The 4872-nt window shown below is 70.4% G+C and carries 4 protein-coding genes and 1 pseudogene; 1 reads left to right on the forward strand and 4 read right to left on the reverse strand.

Translation table 11 applies throughout. From position 1 onward, the window contains the following. The 4 genes and pseudogenes from ACWEJX_RS37315 to ACWEJX_RS37330 all read right to left on the reverse strand — a co-directional run. On the reverse strand, window positions 1-794 hold a 794-nt coding region (locus ACWEJX_RS37315; RefSeq protein WP_451611853.1), incomplete at its 3' end, for an ABC transporter substrate-binding protein. Window positions 795-905: 111 nt separating this feature from the next. Next, a pseudogene (locus tag ACWEJX_RS37320) lies at window positions 906-1010 on the reverse strand (ABC transporter permease); the annotation flags it as partial. A 121-nt stretch (window positions 1011-1131) separates the two neighbouring features. Beyond that, entirely contained in the window at window positions 1132-2610 is a 1479-nt protein-coding gene (locus ACWEJX_RS37325) for a phosphodiester glycosidase family protein (protein WP_451611854.1), read from the reverse strand. Between the two features lie 2 nt (window positions 2611-2612). After that, window positions 2613-3377, reverse strand: a complete 765-nt coding sequence (locus ACWEJX_RS37330; RefSeq protein ID WP_451611855.1) for a peptidase inhibitor family I36 protein — start codon at window positions 3375-3377, stop codon at window positions 2613-2615. Between the two features lie 199 nt (window positions 3378-3576). On the opposite strand from ACWEJX_RS37330, the gene ACWEJX_RS37335 reads away from it, so the two are divergent. Further along, window positions 3577-4758 (forward strand): cytochrome P450, encoded by a 1182-nt coding sequence (locus ACWEJX_RS37335; RefSeq protein WP_451611856.1) that lies wholly within the window; start codon window positions 3577-3579, stop codon window positions 4756-4758. Window positions 4759-4872 lie beyond the last annotated feature (114 nt).

Raw genomic sequence — 4872 nt, forward strand, 5'->3', positions numbered from 1 at the left:
TCCCACTTGTCGTTGCGGACCAGCTTCAGCGACTTGTTCGGGGTGTACGAGTCCCACTTGTACGGGCCCGAGGAGAACGGGTGCAGGCCGTACTGGGCCTTGGTGTCCTTGTCCTGGCGGACCGGGGACGCGGTCGGCATGGCCAGCATCTGCAGGAAGTCACCGTTCGCGACCGGCAGCTTGAAGACGATGGTCTTGTCGTCCGGCGTCTGGATGGCCGCAAGGCCGAGCCTGTCCGGGGCGGTGTCCTTGTACGGACCCTTGTACTCACCCTTGGGGTCGAGGGCTCGCTGCAGGTAGACCGGCCCGCCGGAGATGACGTCCTGCGCCCAGATGCGCTCGATGCCGTACTTGACGTCCTTGGACGTGATCGGCTTGCCGTCCTCCCAGGTGACCCCGTCCTTCAGCGTGAAGGTGTAGGTCAGGCCGTCGGCCGAGACCTTGCCGGTGTCGGTGGCGAGGTCCGGGACCGGCTCGGTGGACCCGGCGCCGGGGACGGGCTTGAAGGTGACCAACTGGCGCGCGTAGTAACGGGAGAAGTTCCACATGAAGGTGTAGTAACCGCGCTGCGGGTCCCAGCTGTCGGCCTCCTGCGCACCGATGAACTTCAGCTCGCCGCCCTTCTTGGCGGAGGCGCTGGCGACCTTGTTCACCGCGGCGTTGAAGCCGGGCGCACTGTCCTTGCCCTTGTCGCCGCCGCTGCCGCCGCCACAGGCGGTGGTGACGACCATCGTGGCCGCCGCGAGCAGCGCACCCGCGGCGACTCTGCGCCTCTGGGATCTGTCCAAAGTCATGACGAGCAACCTCCGAAGTAGTGGCGGATCCGCTTGTGGTGGTCCGCCGTTGGGGGATTCGCCTCCTGTCGACAGCGGCAGGGGCTGGTCTTGCGGGGGAGCGGCGTACGGTCAGCGCGAGCCCTCCGGGGCGAGCGCGTCACGCACGCCGTCCCCGAAGAGGTTGGACGCATGCACGGTAATGAAGATCGCGAGCCCGGGGAAGATCAGGAACAGAGAACGGCGCCCGGAGATGGTGAAGAGCAGCCGCGGGACGTGACGAGCAGATCGCGTGCGCGCTGTTGCTCCGGGCGAGGGCGAGGGCGAGGGCGCAGAGCGACAGCGCGCACGGGAGCGGTCAGCCGGTGGACGGCAGGGCGTGCCCGGCCCGCCCGGCGTAGACGCTGTCGTAGACGGGACGTTCGACGCCGCCCGCGTCGGAAAGCACGTTCTTCACCTGCCCGTCGACGACGAACGTGGAGGAACCGCCGCCGTCCAGGTTGAGGGCGTCGACGGCGCCGAGATCCTCCATGATCTTCGCGAGGTCGTAGATCGGCACGCCGAGGCGCACGCCGTCGGTGGCGGCCGAGACGTTGACCAGGATCGTACGCCCGTAGCCGTCGGCACCGATCGCGGTGCGCGGGTCCAGCGCGGTGTTGGCGGACGGTGTGGTCACGATCCTCGCGTTCCGCAGCAGCGCGTGGGTGCCGTTGACGACGTCGAGGGAGGGATGCGCGGGGTCGAGGGCGACGACCTGGTCGTCGGTCGGGTCGTCGACGACGCCGAGGTCGGTGACCTGCTGCGTGTAGGTGAGCTTCGCGCCCTCCACGGCGTTGTCCCTGAGCCATCGTGCGCCGCCGCCGGCCTGGTCGCCGATGCCTTGCAGCACCATGCCGTTGGGAGGCACGTCCATCCCGCCGCGCGGGGACTTCACCTCTACGACGTGGCCCGAGGCGTCGACGGCGACCTCGACGCCGTCGGCGTCGTCCGCCGCCACGAACGGGGTGTGCCGGGGCGTCGGCGTCTTCTGACCGTAGGCGGAGGTGAAGACGACGATCTCGCTCTCGTCCTCGTAGTAGGGGCCGCTGTTGATCTTGCGGCCGTACTGGTCGACGTAGTAGACGTCGCCGTTCTCGTCCGTCTGGTGGGGGAGGACGTGGTCGGTGCTCTCCTGCCGGCAGAACGGGATCCAGCCCGGATACCGGTTGACGCCGTCGATCGTCCAGGCGGTCGGGTCGTCGGCGGTGTCCGCGGTGTTCCTGTCGGACGTGAGCGTGAGCCGGGTCGTGATGCTGGTGAAGTGGGGCCGGTCGTGCTGGATGACGACGGAGTTCTGCCCGTCCAGGCAGGCGGCGCCCTGCACGACGTCCTCCTGGACGGAGGTCACCATCGGGACGGACCGCTCCTCGGAGATGTTCTTGCCGGTCGCGTCGTCCTGGTCCTTGGTGGAGACGGAGTACCCGCCGTTGACACCGAGGTAGGGCGCGTTCTTCGTGGTGGTGCCGACGGTGCCCAGCATCTTGGTGACGGGTTCCCGCACGCTCGCCCCGGCGCCCACCGTGCTGCCCAGCGAGACCGCGCCGAGGTCCGGGTCGATGACCGCCACGCGGACGACGATGTCGGAGGACTCGCTGGAGTAGGTGGTCCGCTCGACTCCGTCCGCCACCGGAATGTGGTGGGGTGTCAGGCCGTCCAGGACCGATGGGACGCCGTTCGTGGTGGGGTCGTCGACGGCTGCCGCCGCGCTCTGGGTCAGGGCCAGCATCGCCAGGGCGGCGGGCAGGGCCGCGAGGCGGCGCATGCGGGCACGTTCGGTGGACCTCGTGGTCGTCTTCATCCTCAGCACTTCGATTCCGCGTCGGCGAGCTTGTGGGAGCTGATCGACGCCTGGTAGACGCGGGGCAGGGTGGTCTCCTCGCCGGGCAGGACGACGTACGCGCGATACGCCGCACCGCCGTCCTGCCACGTTCCCTTGTAGTCGGGCAGCGGATAGAAGCAGGCGACGCTGTTCGACCGGTTCGCGACGGACACGATCTTGTCGTCCCAGCTCACGCCGTAGTCGGAGTTGCCCTCGACACCGCTGCCGAGGGTCTTGTCGGGCTGGGAGGTCACGCCCGCGACGCCGCGCCCGCTGGGGCCCTGGAAGATGCACACCCACGTGGCCTTGCAGCGCTCGAACCCGGTTCGGCAGAGCGACTTCGACGCGGCGAACTTGTGGGAGCCCACGGTCACCTTGGGCAGACCGTCGGCGCCCAGGGCCAGATCGCCGCCGGTGTGCTCGGGAAGGACGGCCTGGATGTCCGTCCCGCCGTAGCCGGGGTCGTCGTAGAGGCAGGTCCAGGAGGTGGTGTTGTTGCGGAACGACCGGAAGGTCTTGTCCTTCAGCGTCTCGACGGTGCCGTAGTCGAGCACGGGACCGTCCTGGGGCGAGAAGGAGACCATCTCGCCGTTGCCGCCGGTCTGCGTGTAGAGACAGAACGTCTTGGCCGGGCAGTCGGTGTACGCGGCTTGCGCCGAGCCGGCCTGCCCCCACACGAGGAACGCGGCCAGCATCATGACCGCCAGTCCGAGTACGGGCCCGCGCCCGAAAGAATGTTTGATCACGCTCATGCACTGTAAGGCATCGAGGCGTCACGCCGGGTTGCCCCCGGCCGGCCGGGGCGTCCGCGGCCTGGGAACTGCGAACCAGCCTGCGAACCGGCACGCGTGACGCTTCCTTTAGAAGGGCTTTAACGGGGGTGCGGAGGATGGCGCGTCCTCGCGGGCGTCCTGTCGTCCGCCGTCCCGGAAACCAGGGGGCCCCATGCTGCCCGCGTTCCCCATGTCCCGCCAGTGCCCGTACCACCCGCCCGCCGGCTACGACGCACTGCGTCAGGACGGGCCGCTCGCCCGGGTCCGGTTGTACGACGGGCGTACCGCCTGGGCCGTCACCGGATACGCCGAGACCCGGCAGCTGCTCGTCGATCCACGGCTGTCCTCCGACCGGTCCCGTCCGGACTTTCCCGTGCTCGTGCCCCGGATGTCCGCCGCCAAGCTCGTCGCGCTCGTCGGGATGGACCCGCCCGAGCACGGCGTGCAGCGCCGCATGCTCATCCCGAGCTTCACCGTGAAGCGCGTCAACGCCCTGCGCCCGGCCATCCGGCGGACCGTCTCGGAACGGGTCGACGCGCTGCTCGCCGGCGGGCGCCGGGAGGCCGACCTGGTTCCGGAGTTCGCGCTGCCGGTGCCGTCCACCGTCATCTGCGCACTCCTCGGAGTGCCGTACACGGACCACGAGTTCTTCGAGGAGCAGACCCGCCGGATGCTCCACGCCACCAGTACCGCGCAGGAGGCCGCCGTGGCCGCCGGCGCGCTCGTCCGGTACTTCGAGGAGCTGATCGAGGGCCAGGTGGCCGAGCCCGGGGACGGATTGCTCGGAGAGCTGATCACCGACCGGCTGGCGACCGGGGAGCTGAGCAGGGCGGAACTGGCCTCCATCGCCATGTTCCTGCTGGTCGCCGGCCACGAGACCACCGCCAACATGATCGCGCTGAGCATCCTCACCCTGCTCGAACACCCCGAGGAGCTCGACCGGCTCCGTGCCGACGAGAGCGGTGCGAGCGACGCCGTCGAGGAGCTGCTGCGGTTCCTGTCGGTCGCCGACGAGCTCCAGCGCGTCGCCGCCGCGGACATCGAGATCGCCGGGCAGGTGATCCGGGAGGGCGACGCGGTCTATCTGCCGAACGCGGCCGCCAACCGGGCACCGGAGGTCTTCCCCGAGCCCGACCGACTCGACCTCGGGCGCCGCGCCCGTGGACACCTCGCCTTCGGGTACGGCATCCACCAGTGCATCGGGCAGAACCTGGCCCGCGCCGAGCTGGAGATCGCCCTGTACGAACTGGCCGTACGCCTCCCGGGGCTGCGCCTCGCCGAACCCGTGGAGCGGCTCGGCACCAAGCCGGGCGGCTCGGTCCAGGGAATCCTCCGGCTGCCCGTCGTCTGGTAGGGCGGGCGCGGGTCGTACGAGCGGGGGGGGGGGGGGGCAGGGCCCCCCCCCCGCGCGGCCCGGCGCGGGGCGCGGCGGGCCGCCCAGGTGCGGGGCGGCGCCGCCCCGCGGGGC

It is taken from the genome of Streptomyces sp. NPDC004788 (assembly GCF_053601115.1).